We start from the raw sequence: 20,874 nt of genomic DNA, 5'->3' as shown, positions 1-20,874 counted from the left end.
TCCTTAGGCGCTGCGCAACTGGTTGCCGACCGGTAGCTGCCTCAGGCGCTTGCCCGTTGCGGCATAGATCGCATTGGTGATGGCGGGCGCGAGCGCCGCCGTCCCAGGCTCGCCGATACCCCCCGGCGCTTCGGTGCTCTTGACGATATGCACTTCGATAGGCGGCGTCTCGTCGATGCGCAACATCCGGTAATCGGTGAAGTTGCTCTGCTGCACGCGGCCGTTTTCGATGGTGATCTCGCTATAGAGCGCGGCCGTGATGCCGAAGATGATGCCGCCCTGCACTTGCGCTTCCACCGTATTGGGATTGACGACCATGCCGCAATCCACCGCGCACACGATGCGATTGACTTGCACCTCGCCGTCCTTGTTGACGGTGACGTCGGCGACCATCGAAAAGAAACTGCCGAACGCATGCATGACCGATACGCCGCGTCCCTGGCCCTGCGGCATGGATTGCTTGCCCCAGCCGGCCGCCTGCGTCGCGACATCGAGCACATTGCGCGCGCGCGGTGTCTTGTTGAGCAGGTCGCGCCGGTACTGCACGGGATCGATCTTCGCTTGCACAGCGAGTTCGTCGATAAAGCTCTCGACGACGAACGTGCCGCGCGTCGGGCCGACGCCGCGCCAGAAAGCAGTCGGCACATGCCGCGGCTCCTGACGCACGTATTCGATCACCTGATTCGGGAAGTCATACGGAAGGTCGGCGGCGACTTCGATGGCGTCCGGGTCGATACCGTTCTTGTAAGCGGGCGGCGCGAACCGCGCCATGATGGACGAACCCACGATGCGATGCGTCCACGCAATGGGCTTGCCATTTGCATCGAGGCCGGCCGAGAGCTTGTCGTAGTAGTAAGGCCGATACATGTCGTGCTGGATGTCTTCCTCGCGCGACCATGTGACCTTCACCGGCGTGCCGACTTGCTTGCCGATCTTGAGCGCCTGAGTCGCCATGTCGACTTCGAGCCGTCTGCCGAAACCACCGCCCAGCAGATGGTTATGCAGCACGATCTTCTCGCGCGGCAATCCGGTGATGGCCACGGCCGTGTCGACGATGCGCGTCGGCACTTGCGTGCCGAGCCAGATATCGCAGCCATCGGGGCGTACATGCACGGTGCAGTTGACCGGCTCCATCGTGGCGTGCGCGAGAAACGGCTGTTGATAGACGGCGTCGACGCGTGTCTTGGCGTCATTGAACCCCTTGCCGACATCGCCGTCCTTTCGGGCGACGGCGCCTGACTTCTGCGATGCAACCGCCAGTTCGTCGATGATCTGCTTCGTCGATAGATTGGCGTCCGCGCCTTCGTCCCAATGAATGGACAATGCCGCGGCGCCGCGCTTCGCAGCCCACGTGTGATCGCCGACGACCGCAACGCCGTTGTCGAACTTGATCACCTGCCGCACGCCGGGAATCTTTCGCGCGTTGCTATCGTCGACGGAAACGAGCTTGCCGCCGAATACCGGGCAATTGACGATGGCCGCATAGACCATGTCAGGCAAACGCACGTCCAACCCGAACATTGCCGTGCCATCCACCTTTTCCGGCGAATCCAGGCGCCTGACCTTCGTGCCGATGATCTTGAAGTCTTTCGGGTCTTTGAGCTTGATATCTTTGTCTTGCGGCACCGGCATGCTTGCTGCCGCTTGCACGAGCTCGCCGTAGCTCGCCGTGCGATCTCCCGATGCATGCACGACCTTGCCGCCTTGTGCATGACATGTCGATGCATCGCATTGCCACTGCTGCGCGGCCGCCGCGACCAGCATCATGCGCGCTGCCGCGCCCGCCTTGCGCATGGGCTCCCACGCATAGCGCACGGATGTCGAGCCGCCTGTCAATTGACCGCCCAATAGCGGGTCCATGAAGAGCTTCTCGTCGGGCGGCGCATGGTCGATGGTGACGCTATCGATCGGCACTTCGAGTTCTTCGGCAATGAGCATCGGCAACGACGTATAGACGCCCTGCCCCATCTCCACCTTCGGAATGATGAGCACGACCTTGCCGGTCTTGTCGATCTGCACGAAAGCGTTGGGCGCAAAGACGCCCGCTTGAGCCGGCTCCACGCCATCGCCGCCGATGACCGACTTGCCTTTGCTCTGATCCTGACTTGCGGCGGGCAAGCTGAAGCCAATGAGAAAGCCGCCACTCGCGGTCACACTGGCGGTCAGGCCGAGCTTCAGAAACGAACGGCGCGAAAATCCGGCGGAAGCCGCATGACGTCCCGCTTCGAGTAGTCCTCGCGACATGTCACGCTCCCTTCGCTGCTTGCTTGATGGCCGCGCGAATGCGGTTGTATGTACCGCAGCGGCAGATGTTGCCGGTCATGGCGGCGTCGATATCGGCATCGGTCGGATTGGGGACTGCTGCAATCAACGCGGCAGCGGACATCACTTGCCCGGACTGGCAGTAACCGCATTGAACGACATCGAGTTGATTCCATGCGTCCTGCACTTTCTTGCCGGCAGGCGTTGCGCCGACAGCTTCGATCGTCGTGATCTTCTTGTCGCCGATGGCCGCGACGGGCAGCACACAGGAACGCACCGCGACGCCGTCGAGATGCACGGTGCAAGCGCCGCATTGGGCAATGCCGCAGCCGAATTTGGTGCCGGTCAAGCCGACCAGGTCGCGTAACACCCAAAGAAGCGGCATGTCTGGGGGCGCGTCGACAGTGTGTGACTGACCATTGATGGAAAGCGTAGTCATGAGCGGCTCCGGCTTATGCGTTGGTATTGGCGAATCGCGCGATCGCGGGGCTGCGTGCGACGGCAATCGGCGCCGGACGGTGCTGTGCGTTGAGGCCGGTATAGGGCGCTATGAGACGCAAGGACACGTGCGGCTGGCCGTATAGGGACGAGAGATTGTAGCGCTGGTTTAAGAAAAGAGCGTGAATGAAAAAAACCGCTCTGCTTTACGGATTTTCAGGGTGGACCGATATGCTGTTTGAATTCGATGGCGGCGGTGGAGAAAGACAGTTAGTTGCTTTACCACGAGAGACCGAACTGCCCCATCAGTGAGTGATGCAACGTGAGTCTCATCCAGAGTCAGACGATCTCGATGAGGCCCTTACGCGCGAGCTCTTCTGGAAAGATGGTGGTCTCCAGATACTCGCAAAGGTCCACGGAGACCGACCCGCGCATGCGTGGGTCGGCATCGACGAACACGAGCGTGTCGTCCTCTTGATGCGCTTCGTAGACGCCGGGGGCAATGTGAATCCTGATGCCGTCTTCGGCACACCCGGAGAGTGCGTCTGTCAGCACCCGAATATGGAAGAGCGCGTTCACTGCCATGTCCTGGGAGAGCGGTTCAGCGGTTGGTGGTTTGCTGATAAGAGCAAACCGCGCGCCAAAGCGAAGCGTCGTTGCCGTTCTCTCCCCGGATTCGATGTGAGTCGGTCTTCGAAGACCAACTCACTCGTCCTTACACGACGATCATTTGGGCCGCAAAAGCACCTTGATCGAATCGAGCGAATTGGCGACCTCGATGGCCGCGTCCCATTCTTCGAGCGTGAAGCCGTGCGTGACGATGCCCTTCGACGTCACCAGTCCGCGCGCCAGAAGATCGATCGCGATCGGATAACAATACGGCCCGAGATGCGCGCCGCGCACGTCGAGTTCCTTGCGATCGCCGATGATCGACCAGTCGACGGTCGTATCGCTTCCGAATACCGAGAACTCGACAAAACGCCCCAGCTTCCGAATCAGTTCGAGACCCTGCGACACTCCCGAAGGCGAACCGGTAGTCTCGATATACACGTCGCAACCGTATTGATCCGTAATCGAGCGGATCATCTCGAGCGCGTTGTCGTTCTTCGGGTTGATCGTGACATCCGCGCCGTATTCGCGAGCGAGCGCGAGGCGCTCGTCGACGAGATCGATCACGACGAGCTTCTTCGGCGTCTTCAGATGCGCGACCTGCACCATCATCAGTCCGAGCGGGCCTGCGCCTGCGATCACGACGACATCGCTCAATTGAATATCGCCGCGATTCACCGTATGAATCGCGCAAGCAAGCGGTTCGATGATGGCCGCGTCTTCGATCGAGATACCGTCCGGTATCTTGTGCACGATGGCCGTCGGCGGAAAGCGCATGTATTCGGCCATGCCGCCGTCGGCGACCTCGCGCTGGAAGCCGAAGATGTTATGCACTTCGCACATCCAGTACTGACCGGACTTGCAATAGCGGCACTTCGCGCAAGGCACGATCTGCTCGGCGATCACTCTGTCGCCGACTTGCACGCCGAAGTGGTCGGCCGCGCCCTCCCCGAGTTCTTCCACATAGCCGAAGAATTCATGGCCGGGTATAACCGGCGCTTTGACCCACGGATTCGGGCCGCCCCAGAACATCTTGGCGCCCGACCAGCACTTGCAGTCGCTCGCGCATATGCCGCACGCAGCAATGCGGATCACCAGCTCATTGCGTGCGGCACGCGGGCGCTTCACACGTTCGACGCGATAATCCTTCGGCGCGCGGCATACGACTGCCGTCATTTCGTCACTGCTGTCAGCCGATGCCGTGCTCATGATCGCGTCTCCCGTCATGTATCGTTAGCGCTTCCTCATTCCATCACGATCTGCACTTTCACGTCCGTCGGCACGCCGCTCGCTGCTTCTTCGAAGGCCTTGATGCCTTCCGCGAACGGGAACGTGCGCGAGATGAACGGCTTGACGTCGAGCTTGCCCGATGCAATCAACTGAATGGCGCGCGGGAAGATATTGGCGTAACGAAATACGGACTCGATACGCGCTTCCTTGATCTGCACCGCGACAACATCTAAAGGAATAGCGCGCTGCGGCATGCCGACGAGCACGAGACAGCCACCCGGGCAGAGCAGATCGACAATGCCTTCGAACGCCTTCTCGTTGCCGCTTGCCTCGAACACGATATCCGCGCCCCAGCCGTCGGTCAGCCGCGCCACGACGTCCTGCACGCGCTCGTCGCGAATGTTCACCGCCGTCACGCCCTGCACGCCGCCGATCAGGTCGAGCTTCTCCTGCACGAGATCGCACACGATCGCGCGGCTGCATCCACCGGCAAGCGCCGCCAGCGCGCACATCATGCCGATGGTGCCCGCGCCGAGCACCACGGCCACATCGCCGGGCTTGATAGCGGCCTTCTTTGCGGCCTGCAAGCCGATGGAAAGCGGCTCGACGATCGCGCCTTCGGCGAAACTCACGTTGTCCGGCAGCTTGTAAGTGAACGCGGCGGGATGCACCACGTAAGGGGCGAGACAACCGTGCACCGGCGGCGTGGCCCAGAAGCGCACCTTCGGATCGAGGTTGTACATGCCTTCGCGCGATGCACGCGATTCCGTGTCGGGCACGCCCGGCTCCATGCAAACGCGGTCGCCCGCCTTCAGATTCGTCACTTCCTCGCCGACTTCCACCACCGTGCCGGATGCCTCGTGCCCGAGAACCATCGGCTCATTGACGACGAACGGACCGATGCGGCCGTGCTGATAGTAATGAACATCGCTGCCGCAAATGCCGACCGTGTGAATGCGTATGCGCACATCGCGCGGCCCCACGACCTGCGGCAAGCTGAACGGGCGCAAGCTGATGCGGCGTGCTTCTTCTAGAACCAGTGCTTCCATTGTCGTTCCTTCGTGCTGTTCGTTTGAGTCGATTGGGTCGATTGAGTCGATTGAATCTATTCGATGCGTCGTGAACTATCCCGCCTGAAAGCCGCCGTCGATCGCAAGGCTCACGCCGCTCACCATGCTGGAATCGTCGCCGAGCAAATACGCGATGGCGCGCGCCACTTCCACCGGCTGCACGAAGCGATTGAGCGGAATGCGCGCGAGCATGGGGCCGGATTTCGCGGGATCGCTCCAGGCTTTCTCGGCCATCGGCGTCATGGTCACGACGGGGTTGACCGCATTCACGCGGATGCCGTGCGGTCCCAATTCGACCGCCATCACGCGCGTCATGGCATCCAGCGCGCCCTTCGATGCGCAATACGATGCGTGCAGCGGCAAGCCCACATTGGCCGACAGACTCGACACGTTCACTATCGCGCCGCCCGCCTTCCGCGCGATCATGCTCCTTGCGCACTCCTGCGCCACGATCATCGCGGCGCGTACGTTGACGTGCATCGTGAGATCGAAGGCATCGACGGTCGTATCGAGAAAAGGCTGCAATTCGACGAGGCCCGCGCAGTTCACGAGCAGGTCCACCGGCTGCGCCGCGCGCGCCGCCTCGCGGGCTGCATCGGCATCGGCCAGATCGACGGCGATGGTCTCGCAACCGGTCTCGCTTGCAAGCGCAGCGAGATCCGTCGCGCTGCGACTCAGCGCGATGACGCGTGCGCCGCGCTCGGTCAGCAGATGCACCGTCGCATGGCCGATGCCCTTTCCCGCGCCGGTCACGAGCACGGTCTTGCCGGCGAATTCGCGGTTTCTGTCGATCGGTGTCATTGGACTCTTCAGGGTTCATCGCACAGACGTCGCGCGGTGTCTTCATCGGTGACGAGCACCGACGGATAGCGCCCGCGCAATGCCGCACGCGTGACGTGAAACTTCTTCGCCCCGCCGCTCACGAGAACCACGCGGCGAATCTTGCGCAAGTCGTCGAGCGTGATCGCCACGGTGCGGCGATTCAGCGGATGGTCGATCAACTCGCCGTCTTCATCCATGAAATGACCGAGCATGTCTCCCACAGCGCCCGCTTTTTCGAGCGTGCGCAACTGGTCGGGATTGTCGATGCCGTACGTCACGACGAGCGATTCAGTGAGGTCCCCGCAAGTCAGCAGCGCGAGGTCCGCCGAGCGCGCGAGTTCATACGTTTCGCGCACCGTGCCTTCCTGCAAGATCACGTCACGCGCCTTCTGACTGCTCACATAGATAGGCGCGGCAAAGAGATATCCGTCCGCGCGGCAGATGTTCGCGAAGTCCGAGACGATGTCGAACGTATTGATGCTCGGGCAATGCGACAAACCCCCTTGCAGCGACACGGCCGACACCGCGCCGTAACTGCGTTGCGGCATGGCGCGCAGGACCGCGCGAATGGTGCGGCCCCAGCCGAGTCCAATGGTCTGCCCCGCGACGATCTGCTTCGCGAAGTACGACGCCGCGCCGATGCCTAAAGCCGTGTTATTCGCCTCGGTATTCGCGCCTGTCGGCACAACGACCGCGCAATCCAGTCCGAACCGCCGTTCGAGCGCACTTTCCAGCGCCACGCACGGCGCGATCTTGCTGTTGATGGTGATCTGCACCAGTCCCGATTCGCGGCTCGCCGCGAGCAGCCGGTTCACGCGCACGCGATTGCTGCCGATACGCTGCGCGATTTCCTGCTGCGTCAGATTGCCGACGTAGTAATGCCAGGCGACGCGCGCCTGCAGTTCTTCCTCCGAGTCGATGGACTCGTCTGTCTCTGCAATGGCGATGGACGGCGCTGTCTTGCTCATGTTCTCACTGTGGTCATGCTGTAAAAGGGCGCGAGTCTACTTCACCGCGCCCATCGTGAGCCCTTGTACGAGCCGGCCCGACACGAGCAACGCGAACACCACCATCGGCAGCACGATCAGCGTGCCGGTCGCCATGATTTCGCCCCACGGCAATTCATAGCCGCTCATATAGCTGGTCGCCGCGACCGGCGACGTGATCGCCTCGGTACGCGTGAGCACCAGCGCATAGAGCAGATCGTTCCACGAGAAGATGAACGCGAAGATCGCGGAAACCACGATGCCCGGCATCGCGAGCGGAAGATTGATGCGCCAGAACACGCGCCACGGCGACGCGCCGTCGAGCCGCGCGGCTTCGTCCAGTTCGACAGGAATGTTGCGGAACTGGTCGGTGCAGATCCACACGACGATCGGCAACGAGAACGTCAGATAGAGCAATATGAGCACGACATGCGTATCGACGAGATCGAGCTTTGTCGCGATCAGAAAGAACGGCACGGCGAGCACGACGGGACTCACCATGCGGTTCGAGATGAACCAGAACCACAAGTCTTCCTTGCCGCGAAATTCATAGCGTGCGAGCGCGTACGCGGCAGGCGTTCCCAGCAGAATGGCAAGCACTGTCGTGCAACTCGCGATGATGAATGAGTTCAGCAAGCTGCCTGCTACGTCGTGTTCGAAGAGCGCGGCGGAATAGTGATGCAAGGTCGGACTGAAGAGCCACTTCGGCGGATACGCGAGCGCATCGGCCTGACTTTTCAGGCTCGTCGTCACCATCCAGTAGAACGGAAACACGGACGACAGAAACACGACCACGAGGCCGAGAAAGTGCCATACGGTCGCGCGCTTTCGTGCGGCGCGCGCACGCCTCGCGCGCTGACTCGTGCCGTTGTTCGACGTTTGCAGAGCCGATGTACTCACGCGGCCTCCCGATAAACAAAGCGAATGTAGAGACGCGAAAGCACGATGGTCAGAATCAGCAGAATGATGGCCTGCGCCGACGCCATGCCTTGATCGAAGAGCCGAAAGCCCACGCGCTGGATATAGACGCTGATGAACTCAGTGGCCGTGCCGGGGCCGCCGCGCGTCATCGTGAAGACGGCGTCGAACATCTTGAGCATGTCGGCCGAGCGAAGAATGAGAATGGCGGTCAAGCCCGGCAGCAGATACGGCCGCTGCAAGTGCCACAGAATCATGGTCCATTTCGGCGTTTCCAGGCGGGCGGCTTCTTCGGCTTCCTTCGGCACCATCGAAAGCCCTGCCAGCATGATGAGCGCGCAAAACGGCGTCCATTGCCACACATCCATGATCATCACGGACACGAATGCGAGCGTCGGATCGGCCAGCCAGTCCTGCGGCGGAATGCCGAACAGGCCCGTCAGATAGTTCGCCACGCCGAACTGCCGGTTGAAGATGAGCCGCCCGATCAGACCGACGACCGCATACGTGGTCGCCATCGGAATGACGAGACTCACACGCGCCGCCGCGCGCATGAAGCGCAGGTCCGTGCGATGCAGCATCAGCGCCGCGAAAAGACCGAGCGCCACTTCGATCGGCAACGTCAGGCAAAGGAATAACGCAGTGCGTCCGAGCGCGCCCCAGAACGAAGGGTCCGAGAGCGTCGCGATGTAATTGTCGAAGCCGACGAACGGCGTGCCCGATGCGAGATCCGCCAGCTTGTACTGGTGAAACGAGTTGTAGAGCGCAAGCAATAGCGGATAGATGCCGATGACCGCCAGCGCGAAAATAGCGGGAATCAGGAACCAGAATGCAGGCGAGCGCGGCAGTAGCGCGAAGCGCCGCGCGCCGTTGCGCGGACCTCGTGCGTGCGTCGCGGGAGTTGCAGTGCTGTTCGCCATCCGTCGTCTCCGGTTCCTGATCGTCGTGCTTACTTCAAGAGCGGCTTCTTGCCGTCGTAATAGCCCGCTTTCTTCAGGATGTCCTCGGTCTTCTGGCCGATGGTCTGCGCGCCCTCCTTGACCGTCACCTGTCCGAGCATGATCTTGCTGCCCCATTCGCCGATGACTTCCGACACAGCCGGCCATTCCGGGAAGCGCGGACGGTAATCAGGCACGCCGCCTTGCCACGACTCCACCATCGGCTTCACGAACGGATACTTGTCCTGCACGGCCTTGTCCTGATAGACCGCCATGCGCGCCGGCACGCCGCCCGCGTCGAGATACGGCTTCGCCATTGCCTCGGACGTGATCCATTGGATAAAGAGCCACGAAGCCGCCTGCTTCTTCGCGTTCGACTTGGCGTTGACCGCAAGCGAGAAGCCGCCGAGCGCCGGCTTGAGACCCGCAGGACCTTTGGGCTCCGTCGTGATGGCGAGGCAGTTGCCGAGCTTCGACTTGCTCGGATCGGTCAGCGTCGGATAGAACGCGGACCATTCGGTGATCATCGCCACCTGCCCTTGCGCGAGCGCGTTCACCGCTTCGGCGTGGTCGAAGTCCACGATGCCCGGCGGCATGTACTTCATCAGCTTCTGCCGATATTCCAGGCCCGCCTGCGATTGCGGCGACATCAGATTCGACTTGAACTTCGCATCGAGCAGCGAGCCGCCGTTGGGCCACAGCACGCGCATGAAGCTATCCGCCGATTGCGTTTCGCCACGGCGCGACTGCAATGCGAAGGCGAACTTGTCGCCCTTCGTGAGCTTCGGCGCATACGTGTTCAGCAATTCGTCCCACGTCTTCGGCGGCTCGTCGAAGCCTGCGTCCTTCAACATGCACTTGTTGTAGAACATGAGACCCGAGTAGTTATCGAACGGCAGGCCGTAGGTCACCTTGTCCCATGTGCCGAAGGAATCGAGCAGGATCGGGAAGAAGCCCTTCAGATTCAGGCTCGGATCGGCGAGCTTCGCATCGTCCGTGAACTTCTTGATCGGCACGAGCCACTTGTTGCTCGCGAATTCGCCGATCCACACGACGTCGACCAGCACCACGTCCTGATCTCCGCCGCCGACGAAGTTCAGCACTTCCTTCTCGCGCGTGTTCTCGTACGGAATGACTTCCCAGCGGACCTTGATGCCGGTTTCCTTCTCGAACTGCGGTATCAGGGTTTGTGCGGCCTTGTATCCCGGACGATCGAGGAATATGGCTTTGATCGTGGTGCCCGAGTACGGCTGCGCCGCTTCTTTCAGTGTCCAGGCATGAGCGTTCGATGCGGCGAACGCGGCGCTTGCGGCAAGCAGCGCAATAGCCGCGACGTGTTTGAGCGGGCCAACGTGCTTGGCCGGGATGAAGCGATTGTTCATGCCTGTCTCCTGTTTTTCTTGAGCTGATGGCTTGCGGATTCTTCGTCTGATTCTTTGTCTCTTGCCTTGCGTCCCACCGTGACGAGTGAAGTTCGAAGCGCGTCAGGCTGCTCCGTTTCACTTGTAATTTGCGTTTTACAATTGTATATTTGGGCCCGAACAGCTTGTCAAGAACTAAATCGACGGAAGCAATCCGATGCTGCACTGCGCGCGATCGAGCAGTTCAGCCTTGCACTCGTTCCGGTAGGAGACACGCATGAGCGCAGTCCATTTGCAGCAGATTCGCAAGTCCTTTGCGGGCGCCGATGTGCTCAAGGGCATCGACATCGAAGTAGCCGACCGTGAGTTCATGGTCTTCGTGGGTCCGTCGGGCTGCGGCAAGTCCACGTTGCTGCGCACCATCGCGGGACTTGAGCGAAGCGACTCGGGACAGGTCATGATCGGCGGCGAAGACGTGACCGACCTCGAACCGTCGCAACGCGGCGTGGCGATGGTGTTTCAGTCGTATGCGCTCTATCCGCACATGACGGTCTACGAGAACATCGCGTTCGGACTGCGCATGCTGAAGCTCCCCGAAGCGCAAATCAAGGAGCGCGTGCAGCGCGCAGCGCAGATCCTGCAAATCGGGCAATTGCTGGAGCGTCGTCCGCGGGCGCTGTCGGGCGGCCAGCGTCAGCGTGTCGCCATTGGGCGGTCCATCGTTCGTGAGCCGAAAGTCTTTCTCTTCGACGAACCGCTTTCGAATCTCGACGCCGCGCTGCGCGTTCAGATGCGGCTCGAACTCATCAAGCTCCACAAGCAGTTGAACGCAACGATGATCTACGTCACGCACGATCAGACCGAGGCCATGACCATGGCGGATCGTATCGTCGTGCTCAATCATGGCCGCGTGGAGCAGATCGGTTCGCCGCTGGAGTTGTATCGCACCCCGCACAATCGCTTCGTCGCGGGTTTCATCGGTTCGCCTAAGATGAACTTCATCGACGTGCGCGTGCTGCGCGTGGATCAGGCTGGCGTGACCATCGAGCTGCCGGGTGGCGAGCCGTTGACGCTGCCTTTCGATGCGTCGTCGGTCAAGGTGGGGGAAACACTCACGCTCGGCATACGGCCCGAGCATTTCATCGAGGAGCGCGGCGGCGATATCGACAGCGGTCTCGTCGGCGATGTGATGGTGATCGAGCACCTTGGCGGCGAGACGCTGCTTCACGTTAGATTACCGAACGATCTCGTGATTCAGGTCAAAGGGTCCGGTGAATCCACGGCTGTCGATGGCCAGCGGCTGAACGTCGGCTTCAGCATTCGGCACGTGCATCTCTTCGGCGAAGACGGCCAGGCGCTCGCGCGGGTGCGATCCGTCGCGCAAGCTGCGGCTATTTAATTGCGCGAGTCGTGCGTCAGTCGTTGCGCGAGCCGTTGCGCTAGTGCGGATTACAAACGATTGTTGAAACGTCAGCAGAAACTGCAAAGCGCGCGCGGTCGAACGCGCGGCGCAAGGATAGTTATTACCGCCGGGTCTCACGGTGTCTCAGTTTTTTATACTGAGCCATGCAATCTGTATCGCTATTGAAACGTTATCGTGTCCCAATCATGCACTCTCTTGAGGCATGCCTCGGGGTTTCCCCTCGCTGATGCCGAATCGCCCGACGAATAGCGCATTCGGGCATGACTCGTGCATTTAAGCGCGTGGTCCACTGGCAAGGCGGCATAGCATGAAGACAACTCCACTCCGCTCGCACGCGTCGAATGTCACGCTGAAATCGGGTCACGCGTTGAAAGTGCGGGTGCTGCAAGGGCTGGAAGCCGGCGAATTCTGCATGGCTTATCAGGGAATCTACCGCGTCGACAGCGGCGAACTCGCGCAGATGGAAGCCCTGATTCGCTGGCGTCATCCCGAGTTCGGCTTGCTGCTGCCCGGCGCTTTTCACGAAGCGCTCGATGACGAAGAAGTCATGATCGAGCTCACCGACTTCGTGATGAACGCCGTCTCCCTCGACATCTCGATGTGGCAGGCGAACGGCGGCGCGACGTATCCGGTTGCGATCAATGTCCCGCCGTCGGTTGCCGCGCGGATAGGCTTCGCCGACCGGCTCGAAGCCGTATGCCGCGATCACGGCATCGCGCCTTCGTCAATCGAAGTCGAGCTGTCCGAGAGCCAGGACCTCGCCCGCTTTCCGTCGATCGCGAAGGTCGTGCAACGTTTGCGCGCGCGCGGCATCAACGTCGCGATGGACGACTTCGGCACCGGCTTCGCCTGCCTTGCCGCGCTCGGCCCGATCAGCTTCGGGACGGTGAAGATCGCAAAGGAACTGCTGGCCGAAGCGCCGCAGAATGCCGATGCGCGCACTGTCTTCTCGTCGGTGCTCTCGCTCATGGCGCGGCTGAAGCTGTCAGTGGTGATCGAAGGCGTGGAAACCGCCGCGCAGGCGCAATGGCTCGCGCAGTGGCCGCATGTTCTTGCGCAAGGCTTTTATCTGGCGCGGCCGGTGTTAGGCATCGGCAGCGTGCCCGGCGCCCGTGTGACACGGCCAGTCGAGGCGGCGCAGCATCGCGCGATGCCGTTTGCGGACGCTGCCTGAGTCCTCAGGGCGCCGATGCAGGCGCCGGCTGCCCGGCCTTCTCGGCATTCACGCGCCGCTGCGCATTCTGCAAGTTCTGCGGATAGTCGGTCTGCTCGCCAGCCGGGTTGTAGCCGTTCTTTTCGAGGTCTTTCAGTTCGGCATTCTTCTTGGCGCGCGCCGCCTTTCGCTCCGCCTTCTTGATCTGCTTCGGCGTGGAAGCGCCCGCATCCTGCGCGTGCGCGGGCGTGCAAGGCATCGTGACGAGCGCGGCGGCGGCCAGCGCGATGACGGCGAGCGGTGCGGTGCGAACGTTCAGCATGAGATTCTCCGGTGTGAATGACCGTCGCGTTGGACGGTCCGTTTCTTTGCATGGCGCGTCACGGCTCTGCAAGAAGCGGTCCCACGTCACCGGTCGACGATCCGGCTCAGGTTGCTCCGCACACGTTGTAACAGCGCGATCAGTTGATCCTTCTCCTGGCGGCCGAGACCGGCGAGCGCTTCCGCCGCGATCTCGTCGCCGACGCGCCGCGCCTTGTCGAGCGCCTTCTGCGCCTTCGGAGTCATGCGCACCTGACGCTCGCGGCGGTCATCGGGGTTGAGCCGCCGCACGATCCAGCCGCCCTCCTCCATGCGGTCGAGCAGGCGGCCTGCGGAGATCGGCGCGACTTCCAGCAGCGACGCGAGCCGCGCCTGATTCACTTCGCCGTAATGCGACAGGTAAGCGAGCACGCGGCATTGCGCGCGCGTGAGATTGAGCGACGATTTCGCGAGTTCGTCGAAGCGGTTTCCGCACAGACGGTCTACGTCCGCAATCAGAAAGCCGAAGCGTTTGTCGAGTTGAGGTTCCATCGCGCGATTATAGGGACGAGCGCGGCGGGCGTGCGCGCACTGGCGCACAATGGATTGCTACGGCGTCCTAACGACTTTCAAACGATGACCTGTCTCACACATTCACGCGACCGCTTTCGAGCAGCGCGGCGAATGCGTCGGATGAAAGCGGCCGCGCCAGCAGAAAGCCCTGCATTTCGTCGCACCGCATGTCTTGCAGGCGGCCGAGTTGCGTGCCGGTTTCCACGCCTTCCGCGACGACATCCATATCGAGCGAATGCGCGAGCGCAATGATCGCCGACACAATAGCGCGCCCTTCCTGCCCGTTTTCGTCCAGCCCGTTGGTGAAGAAGCGGTCGATCTTCAACTGCTTGGCGCGGAACCGCTGCAAATAGGCGAGGCTCGAATAGCCGGTGCCGAAATCGTCGATGGCGATCTCGCAGCCGTTGTCCTGAAACGCGCGAATCATTTCGGTCGTGCGCGGCGCGTCCTGCATGGCGACGGATTCGGTGATCTCGAACATCAGTTGATCGCTTCGCACGCCTTCTTCGCGCACGATCTGCAGCACGCGCGTGACGAGGTCCGCTTCGTTCAACTGCCGCGGCGAAAGATTGATGGCGACCTTCACCGCCGCGCGCCCCGACTCGCGCCACCGCACGATATGCCGGCAGGTCTCGCGCACGACCCAGTAGCCGATATCGACTATCTGCCCCGAACGCTCCGCAATCGGAATGAATTCCATCGGCGTCAAAAGACCGATCTCCGGATGATTCAGCCGAATGAGCGCCTCCGCGCCCGCAAGCTGGCCGTCCCCGCGAAACTTCGGCTGGAACAGTAGGTAGAAGTAGCCGTCGGTCAACGCCTCATGCAACGCCTGCTGAATCTGCAACGTGCGCACCGCCGCCTCGTTCATGCTCGCCTCGAAGAAGCGATACGTGCTGCGTCCGCCGCGCTTGGCCTCATACATCGCGACATCCGCATGCTTGAGCAGCGTTTCGACGCTATCGCCGTCTTCGGGGAAAAGCGCGATGCCGATGCTCGGCATCACTTGCAGCGAATGATCCGCGACGACGAGACCCTTTCTCATGGCATCGAGAATGCGTTCCGCGAGCTTCTCGACATCCGTGGGCGGGCCGATTCCTTCGAGCAGGACGACGAACTCGTCGCCGCCGAGCCGCCCGACCGCATCGCCGCCGCGCACGCATTGCAGAAGGCGCTTGGCGAAGGCTTGCAGCACTTCGTCGCCGATCGAATGGCCGAGCGAATCGTTGATGGTCTTGAAGCCGTCCAGATCCATGAACAGGATCGCAAAGCGGCTGCCGTTGTTCGTCGCGTTCCTGACCGCCCGGCCGATGCGCTCCGTCACCGTGCGGCGATTCGGCAACTCCGTGAGCGTGTCGAACGTCGCCATGTGAACGATCTGCCCGTGCAGGCGCGAAACCGAACCCGCGAGCAATTCATTCTGTGCATCGAAACGCGACAGCACGAGCGTGATGATCAGGATGGCGAACGTGAACAGCATGACCGTCGTGGCGAGCCAATGCACATCGACGTCGTTGGCCGCGCCGCAAATCGCGCCCGGCAGGAAATTCGCGGCGGCGTTGCCCGTATAGTGCATGCCGGTGATCGCGACGCCCATGACGAGCGCAGCGACAACGCGCTTTTGCGTGATGTTCGACTGGTTCGCGTTCGACAGCACGCGTGCGATCCACAAGGCCGCGCCCGACGCGACCACGGCGATCACGATGGACGCCGTGAAAAGCAGCGGGTCGTACTGTATCGCCGGATGCATGCGCATCGCGGCATCGCCCGTGTAGTGCATCGCGGCAATGCCCGCTCCCATCAGCATGCTGCTCGCACCGAGGCGCTGGAATGACAGGCGCACGCGGTTGATGACCGAGAGCGCGAAGAACGACACCAGCATCGCGATCACGAGCGACGCCGCCGTGATGCGAAAGTCGTAGCCGAGCTTGATGGGCAGCGAAAACGCCAGCACGCCGACGAAGTGCATCGACCAGATGCCGATGCCCATCGAGGCCGCGCCGCCCGCGAGCCAGACATGGCGCATGCGCGAATGCGACAGCATCGCGATGCGGCCGGAGATGTCGAGGGCCGTGTACGAGGCGAGCGTGGCGACGACGAGCGATGCCGCGACGAGCCAGAAGTTATAGGTACCGTGCATGAAGTGCCGGGATGAAAGGGGCGGGTTTGCGTAAGCGACTTATCGGCGCACAGGGGCGAATCTTTAGGCCGCTCGAAAGCTCGGCGCAAGCACTGGATTTGTCCATGAGCAGGCGCATTACAGTTCCGGATCCAACAATGCCACGACGCGTTCCAGCATCCGTTCGGCGAGCCCGCGCCGCTGCCAGTCTTCGAGCGTAATGCGTTTGGAACGCTCGATATCGGCATCGAAAATCGCCGTTTGCTGGCGCGCGAAATCGCGGTCGTAGATGTTGAGGTTCGCTTCGTCGTTGAGCTTGAACGACCGGCTGTCGAAATTGGTCGAGCCGACCGAGACCAGGAATTCGTCGACCACGATGAGCTTGCAATGAAACATCGTCGGTTGGTATTCGTACATTTCGACGCCCGCCGCGAGCAGATCGCCCCAGCAGGCGCGCGACGCCTCGCGCACCGTATGCGTGTCGATGCGCTTGCCCGGCGTGATGATGCGCACGCGCACGCCGCGCCGCGCTGCCTCGACGATCGCGTTGATCGTCAGCTTGTCCGGCACGAAGTACGCGCTCGACAGGTGAATGGAATGCGTCGCGGCGGTGATCGCCATCAGATACATGAGCTGCATGTCGTCGCTGCCGCCCGAAGGCGAACTGCTGAACATGTGCGCGAGACCGTCGCCCGCACGCGCTATCTCGGGAAAGTAGTCCGCGCCGTGCAGCACGTTGCCGGTGGCCTTGACCCAGTTGTCCATGAAGACCGCCTGCATCTGCCCGACCGCCGGACCTTGCACGCGGAAGTGCGTATCGCGCCAGTGCTTCTCGTCCTGCGCATGGCCTGTCCATTCGTCCGCGATGCCGACGCCGCCCGTGAAACCCGTGCGGCCGTCGATCACGAGGAGCTTGCGGTGCGTGCGGTCGTTCATGCGGCCGAGTCCCGTCCAGTGCGGCTTGTGATACTGAATCACCTGGGCGCCCGCATCGCGCAGCGTCTGCAAGTAGCGCTTGTCCATCTTGGACGACCCGACCCAGTCGAGCAGCACATGCACCGAGACGCCTGCGCGCGCCTTCTCGGCGAGCGCGTTCGCGAACTGCTCGCCGATCGCGCCCGACCAGTAGATGAAGGTTTCAAAGGTGATCGTCTTCTTCGCCGAGCGGATGCCTTCGAGCATCGAGGGAAAGATTTCGTCGCCGTTCACGAGCACCTCGAAAAGGTTGCCGTCCACCACGGGCGGTCCGAGCAGCAGGCCCATCGAGCGGAGGAACTGCGGATCGTCGCTCGCGTAGAGACGCTCGATCTTGTGCTCGATCTTCTTTTCACCGCTCGTCAGGTTGGCGATTACCAATACCACGAACACAGTCGCGACGACGGTCAACGCAATCAGGGCAATCGTCGGCATGCAGGGCCTCGCGAAGCGAACATCCGTCCGGAACCGGTAGTGTATGTGGTTCCGGAACGCGCGGGCCATCAGGTTTGCGAGGATTGCCCGATCTGCTTGGCAATGGCGTCGGAGAGCCGCTGTTCATCCGATGAAACGCCGGCGCGCTTCGTTTCGGAAACCGCATGCAGTCCGCCGGAGACGGCAAGCGAACTCACCGCATGACCCGCCACCGCGCCGACGCCCGCTGTTTCCGCGACGCCCGGCGCGTGGCCGCTGTCGGCGCTGGCATCGAACTGTTCGATCAATTGCGGCGCGCCGTGCGCCGGCTTGAACACGAGCTGCACAGTGGCCGTGACCTTGCTTTGTCCCGCGCCGAGCCCGATCAACACGCGGCGGCGGCGATTGCCCGCGTCGATCTTGTCGATGCTGCCGACGACTTCGAGCGCGTTCTGGTCATCGGGCGGCGCGACGTCGGCGCGGACCGCGCGCAGACCCATCGAATGCAGTTTCGCGACGATTTCGTCGGCCACTTCTTCACGCGCCGCGATGGCGTCTTGCGCCTGCTGCTGGGCTTGCGTGTCGCCGGACATGGCCGTCTTCAGCTTCGACGCGAGGCCGTGATTGTCGAGCTTCACGTCGCCCGCGTCGCTTTGGAAGGGATACACGTAGATCGTCGTGTCCGCGGGCACCGCAGCGACGGGCGCCGTCTGACCGCTGGCGCCGGCCGCGTTCGCCGCGCCCGCAAAGAGCGCGACGCCCGTTACTAGCCCCGCGACGAGCGCGCGGCGGGCGTGGCGGACGAGGGAATCGAGCGAGGAGAAGTTCGTTGCATCGGACATGTCGGCACCTGGGTTCGTTGGTCGCGTGGCGGTCTGCGGCGTGGCTGTCGATCACCGTGGCGCAACTATGGACGATGCCCGCCGCGCACGCCATTCAACATTTATGTCGCCGGGTGTCAGGCGTGCCGAGCCGCTTTCGAGCATGAAGACGCGAGTCTCGCTACCATGCGTCGAACGCGCGCTCGAACGCCGCCATTCAACCCACGCTTCGGAGGAGCAACCATGGACCTGCAAATCGCCAACAAGCTCGCACTCGTGTCCGGGTCGACGAAGGGAATCGGCCATGCCATTGCCGTGGCGCTCGCGCGTGAAGGCGCGCGTGTGATCGTGAACGGACGCTCGCAATCGTCCGTCGATGCGGCGCTCGACAAGCTGCGCCAGCTCGTTCCCGGCGCGCAGGCCGAAGGCTTCGCAGGCGATGTCTCCGACGCCGCGCAAGTCGACGCGCTCGTGCAGCGCTTCCCCGAGGTCGACATCCTCGTGAACAACATGGGCATCTTCGAGCCGAAGCCGTTCGAAGACATCTCCGACGACGACTGGCTGCGCTTTTTCAACGCGAACGTGATGTCGGGCGTGCGGCTGTCGCGCGCCTATCTGCCGAAGATGAAGCAGAAGAACTGGGGCCGCGTGGTGTTCATCAGCAGCGAGAGCGGCATTCAGATTCCCGTCGAAATGATCCACTACGGTCTGACCAAAACCGCGCAACTGGCCCTGTCGCGCGGGCTTGCCGAAACGTGCGCGGGCACCGGCGTCACCGTCAACTCCGTCTTGCCCGGCCCGACCAGTTCCGAAGGCGTGACCGAGTTCGTCGAGAAGCTCTCCGGCGGCAAGAGCATGGAGGATGTGCAGAAGTCGTTCTTCGAAGAAGCGCGGCCGAGTTCGCTGCTCAAGCGCTTCATCGCGCCCGAGGAAATCGCGAACATGGTGGTGTACGTATGCTCGGCGTTGTCTTCGGCGACGAACGGCGCGGCGTTGCGCGCGGACGGCGGCGTGGTGCGCGCCGCGTTCTAGCCCGGCTGCGTCTGCGCGGCCAGCGACCGCGCCTTGGCGAGCGCATCGACGATATCGGCGATGGTCTTGTCGCGCGCGGTATCGTCGAGTTGCCTGAGCGCATACGACGGGTGATAGGTGGCGACGATCAGCTTGTCGCCATACGGCGTGACGCGGCCGACATGCGCCCGCAACGTCGCGCGCTTGCCGAGCAGCGCGGTCAACGCCGTCGCGCCCAGCGTGACGATGACGCGCGCGCCGGTTTGCTCAAGCTCCCGTTCGAGCCAGTACGAGCACGCTTCGACTTCCTGCTGCGCGGGCGTCTTGTGCAGCCGCCGCTTGCCGCGCGGCTCCCATTTGAAATGCTTCACGGCGTTGGTCAGATAAACCTGCTCGCGCGGCACCTGCGCCTGGCGCATGGCGTCGTCGAGCAACTGGCCGGCGGGGCCGACGAACGGCTCGCCTTTCAGGTCTTCCTGATCGCCCGGCTGCTCGCCGAGCAGCATGATGCGCGCATCGGCCGGGCCCGCGCCGTGAACGGCTTGCGTCGCGTGACGCCAGAGATCGCAGCGGCGGCAGGCGTCGAGCGACGTGGGCGCGTCGCGTTCCGGCTGCGCGTCTTCTGCCTCCACCTGCACGATCTTGCCGCCGAGCGCGCCGACCGCCCGCGCCTGCGCGACGCGCCGCGCGCCGCCGCGCGCATCGCTGACGAGCTGCGGAATGAGCGCGCCTTCCGGCAATCCCTTCCAGAAGCGCACCGGCATTTGCTGTTCGAGCACGGATTCGTTCAGGCGCGCAGGGTTGAAGATGCTGCGGTAGTAGGTCATCCACAGGTCTTCGGCGGCGTCGGGCGTGTCGGATGCATGGTCGGAGGCGAGCGCGCGGCGTCGCTCGATTTGCAGACGCTCGCCGTTCCACATGGCCGCGCCATCCGGCGTCGTGATGAGCCACGTCGACTTGCCCATGCGCGCCGCGAAATGCTCCGCGCCCCAGGCGAGCACGTCGTGATCCGGCTCGTACCACGCGACGAATTCCGGCGGTCCGAGCGACGCCTCTCGCTGCCGGAACCGCACGTACGCGATCATGTCGTGCTGCGCGCGGCGCACCGCCTTCGCCATCTTGTAGAGCCGCGCGCCGTCTTCATCGGCCGCGGACGCCACCGAGCGGTCGCCATGCGTCCAGCGCCACAGCACGCGATACAGGAAGCCAAAGCGCCGCTCGTCGCGGAAATGCGCGGCGTCCTTGAACAACGCGGCGAGTTCGCGTGACACGCGCACTTGCGCCGCCTCAGTGGCCGGCGCGGCCATTGCGGTGGAAGCGGCGAACAACGCGGGGGTGTCGCTTTGCTGCGTGCGCCATTCGATCGACTCGGGCTTCAGGTCTTGCGCGAGCGCGTCGAGCGCCGCGCTGCGCCACGCGTCGAAGTCGTCGTCGATGGTGATGACGTGCAT

General features: G+C 62.7%; 20 protein-coding genes. 4 read left to right on the top strand and 16 right to left on the bottom strand.

The annotated features are described in order from the left end of the window. Positions 1 to 3 precede the first annotated feature (3 nt). Together NCR35_RS23365 and NCR35_RS23360 are read right to left on the bottom strand one after the other, a co-directional pair. Positions 4 to 2,244, bottom strand: a complete 2,241-nt coding sequence (locus NCR35_RS23365; RefSeq protein ID WP_250536299.1) for a xanthine dehydrogenase family protein molybdopterin-binding subunit — start codon at positions 2,242 to 2,244, stop codon at positions 4 to 6. Between the two features lies 1 nt (position 2,245). Further along, positions 2,246 to 2,701, bottom strand: coding sequence for a (2Fe-2S)-binding protein (locus NCR35_RS23360; protein ID WP_175945496.1), 456 nt, complete (start codon positions 2,699 to 2,701; stop codon positions 2,246 to 2,248). A 185-nt stretch (positions 2,702 to 2,886) separates the two neighbouring features. On the opposite strand from NCR35_RS23360, the gene NCR35_RS29935 reads away from it, so the two are divergent. Beyond that, a complete protein-coding gene (locus NCR35_RS29935) occupies positions 2,887 to 3,012 on the top strand; it encodes a hypothetical protein (protein ID WP_284503238.1) in 126 nt (41 codons plus the stop codon). A 27-nt stretch (positions 3,013 to 3,039) separates the two neighbouring features. On the opposite strand, the gene NCR35_RS23355 is transcribed toward NCR35_RS29935, so the two are convergent. The 8 genes from NCR35_RS23355 to NCR35_RS23320 all read right to left on the bottom strand — a co-directional run bounded on the left by NCR35_RS23355 (position 3,040) and on the right by NCR35_RS23320 (position 10,655). Then, complete coding sequence (locus tag NCR35_RS23355; RefSeq protein ID WP_244850423.1) at positions 3,040 to 3,279, bottom strand: hypothetical protein; 240 nt, start codon at positions 3,277 to 3,279, stop codon at positions 3,040 to 3,042. A gap of 147 nt (positions 3,280 to 3,426) precedes the next feature. Further along, positions 3,427 to 4,518, bottom strand: a complete 1,092-nt coding sequence (locus NCR35_RS23350) for an alcohol dehydrogenase catalytic domain-containing protein (protein ID WP_250536298.1) — start codon at positions 4,516 to 4,518, stop codon at positions 3,427 to 3,429. A gap of 35 nt (positions 4,519 to 4,553) precedes the next feature. Then, positions 4,554 to 5,588: an NAD(P)-dependent alcohol dehydrogenase gene (locus tag NCR35_RS23345; protein WP_244850427.1), complete on the bottom strand. Its 1,035-nt coding sequence runs from the start codon at positions 5,586 to 5,588 to the stop codon at positions 4,554 to 4,556. A gap of 75 nt (positions 5,589 to 5,663) precedes the next feature. Beyond that, positions 5,664 to 6,410 carry an SDR family oxidoreductase gene (locus tag NCR35_RS23340; protein WP_250536297.1) on the bottom strand — a complete coding sequence of 249 codons (747 nt, stop codon included), beginning with the start codon at positions 6,408 to 6,410 and terminating at the stop codon, positions 5,664 to 5,666. An 8-nt stretch (positions 6,411 to 6,418) separates the two neighbouring features. Then, positions 6,419 to 7,399 (bottom strand): sugar-binding transcriptional regulator, encoded by a 981-nt coding sequence (locus tag NCR35_RS23335; protein ID WP_244850437.1) that lies wholly within the window; start codon positions 7,397 to 7,399, stop codon positions 6,419 to 6,421. A gap of 36 nt (positions 7,400 to 7,435) precedes the next feature. Continuing rightward, positions 7,436 to 8,317 (bottom strand): carbohydrate ABC transporter permease, encoded by an 882-nt coding sequence (locus tag NCR35_RS23330; protein ID WP_244850439.1) that lies wholly within the window; start codon positions 8,315 to 8,317, stop codon positions 7,436 to 7,438. Continuing rightward, positions 8,314 to 9,255, bottom strand: a complete 942-nt coding sequence (locus NCR35_RS23325) for a carbohydrate ABC transporter permease (protein ID WP_250536296.1) — start codon at positions 9,253 to 9,255, stop codon at positions 8,314 to 8,316. The genes NCR35_RS23330 and NCR35_RS23325 overlap by 4 nt, the downstream gene beginning before the upstream one ends. A gap of 29 nt (positions 9,256 to 9,284) precedes the next feature. Continuing rightward, on the bottom strand, positions 9,285 to 10,655 hold the full coding sequence (locus NCR35_RS23320; RefSeq protein ID WP_244850452.1) for an ABC transporter substrate-binding protein: 1,371 nt from the start codon (positions 10,653 to 10,655) through the stop codon (positions 9,285 to 9,287). Positions 10,656 to 10,911: 256 nt separating this feature from the next. On the opposite strand from NCR35_RS23320, the gene NCR35_RS23315 reads away from it, so the two are divergent. Both NCR35_RS23315 and NCR35_RS23310 read left to right on the top strand, forming a co-directional pair. Further along, positions 10,912 to 12,033, top strand: a complete 1,122-nt coding sequence (locus tag NCR35_RS23315) for an ABC transporter ATP-binding protein (protein WP_250536295.1) — start codon at positions 10,912 to 10,914, stop codon at positions 12,031 to 12,033. A gap of 331 nt (positions 12,034 to 12,364) precedes the next feature. Beyond that, complete coding sequence (locus NCR35_RS23310; protein ID WP_250536294.1) at positions 12,365 to 13,231, top strand: EAL domain-containing protein; 867 nt, start codon at positions 12,365 to 12,367, stop codon at positions 13,229 to 13,231. A 4-nt stretch (positions 13,232 to 13,235) separates the two neighbouring features. Here the strand turns inward: NCR35_RS23310 and NCR35_RS23305 are convergent, their stop codons facing one another. The 5 genes from NCR35_RS23305 to NCR35_RS23285 all read right to left on the bottom strand — a co-directional run bounded on the left by NCR35_RS23305 (position 13,236) and on the right by NCR35_RS23285 (position 18,433). Further along, positions 13,236 to 13,529, bottom strand: coding sequence for a DUF4148 domain-containing protein (locus NCR35_RS23305; protein ID WP_244851117.1), 294 nt, complete (start codon positions 13,527 to 13,529; stop codon positions 13,236 to 13,238). 89 nt (positions 13,530 to 13,618) lie between these two features. Then, complete coding sequence (locus tag NCR35_RS23300) at positions 13,619 to 14,062, bottom strand: MarR family winged helix-turn-helix transcriptional regulator (RefSeq protein ID WP_175945515.1); 444 nt, start codon at positions 14,060 to 14,062, stop codon at positions 13,619 to 13,621. A 94-nt stretch (positions 14,063 to 14,156) separates the two neighbouring features. Continuing rightward, on the bottom strand, positions 14,157 to 16,223 hold the full coding sequence (locus NCR35_RS23295; RefSeq protein ID WP_250536293.1) for a putative bifunctional diguanylate cyclase/phosphodiesterase: 2,067 nt from the start codon (positions 16,221 to 16,223) through the stop codon (positions 14,157 to 14,159). Between the two features lie 117 nt (positions 16,224 to 16,340). After that, positions 16,341 to 17,612, bottom strand: coding sequence for a cardiolipin synthase (gene cls / locus NCR35_RS23290; RefSeq protein ID WP_250536292.1), 1,272 nt, complete (start codon positions 17,610 to 17,612; stop codon positions 16,341 to 16,343). Between the two features lie 68 nt (positions 17,613 to 17,680). Continuing rightward, the gene (locus NCR35_RS23285) at positions 17,681 to 18,433 is read right to left on the bottom strand and encodes a DUF4410 domain-containing protein (protein ID WP_250536291.1); all 753 of its coding nucleotides are present in this window, start codon (positions 18,431 to 18,433) and stop codon (positions 17,681 to 17,683) included. 222 nt (positions 18,434 to 18,655) lie between these two features. On the opposite strand from NCR35_RS23285, the gene NCR35_RS23280 reads away from it, so the two are divergent. Next, entirely contained in the window at positions 18,656 to 19,444 is a 789-nt protein-coding gene (locus NCR35_RS23280; RefSeq protein ID WP_250536290.1) for an SDR family NAD(P)-dependent oxidoreductase, read from the top strand. Here NCR35_RS23280 and NCR35_RS23275 read toward each other — a convergent pair. After that, on the bottom strand, positions 19,441 to 20,874 hold the full coding sequence (locus tag NCR35_RS23275) for a UdgX family uracil-DNA binding protein (protein WP_250536289.1): 1,434 nt from the start codon (positions 20,872 to 20,874) through the stop codon (positions 19,441 to 19,443). The two genes, NCR35_RS23280 and NCR35_RS23275, sit on opposite strands and share 4 nt — an antisense overlap.

Source organism: Caballeronia sp. AZ10_KS36 (genome assembly GCF_023631105.1).
Taxonomy (GTDB): Bacteria; Pseudomonadota; Gammaproteobacteria; order Burkholderiales; family Burkholderiaceae; genus Caballeronia.
The sequence above is the reverse complement of the archived record's forward strand: the minus strand, read 5'-3'. Positions and strand labels throughout refer to the sequence as shown.